Genomic DNA, 704 nt, shown 5'->3' with positions numbered 1-704 from the left:
AACGCAAGCGACGAGCGGCTGATTGGCAACATTTTTCGACAGCTGCAGGGCTGGCGGTCCGTGGCATTCATTGGTTAGGAGGTGTGCGTGCTTTATCGCATTAACTTATTGCCTTGGCGCGAAAATCAAAGGGAAGAGCATCGTCGTCGATTTGTCGGTTTAGTGGTACTGGGCGTCATGGTGGCGTTGGGGATTCAGTGGGGCGTTGGCAAATATTATGAGTATCAACAAGATCTTCAACAAGAGCGACTCGACTATCTAACAACGTACATTTCCGATCTAGATAAGCGGATAGAAGCGATGAAGATCGCGGAGCTTGAACACAGCAAAATCTTGGAACGCTTGAAAGTTGTGGAAGCGTTGCAAAATGGTCGGAATAAAACCACTGATTTTATGAACCTCATGCCTGCTGTTATTCCAGAAGGCGTATATGTCGACAAGATCAAAATGAACGATCTAGAAATTGAAATCTCAGGTATTTCAGACAGTACACCTCGGCTAGCAACCATGCTCGATAACATGGAGCGTTCTGCCAAGCTACTGGACGTTGAAATGCACTCTATCGTGCACGGAAAAGCCCGCTTTGGTAAAGAGTTTCAGACCTTTAAAGTGTCCTTCATGTTTAACACGGTAGAAGAGAAGAAAGAGGGAAAACAACATGGTTAATTGGCAAGATCTAGAAATGGATGAGATTGCTGAATGGC

The 704-nt window shown here is 45.5% G+C and carries 1 protein-coding gene; it reads left to right on the top strand.

The window, feature by feature from the left end; translation table 11 throughout:
• Positions 1 to 87: 87 nt before the first annotated feature.
• The gene (locus R7P74_RS26510; RefSeq protein WP_015297396.1) at positions 88 to 666 is read left to right on the top strand and encodes a PilN domain-containing protein; all 579 of its coding nucleotides are present in this window, start codon (positions 88 to 90) and stop codon (positions 664 to 666) included.
• Positions 667 to 704: the final 38 nt, after the last annotated feature.

The organism is Vibrio sp. 2033, from assembly GCF_033339735.1.
The sequence above is the reverse complement of the archived record's forward strand: the minus strand, read 5'-3'. Positions and strand labels throughout refer to the sequence as shown.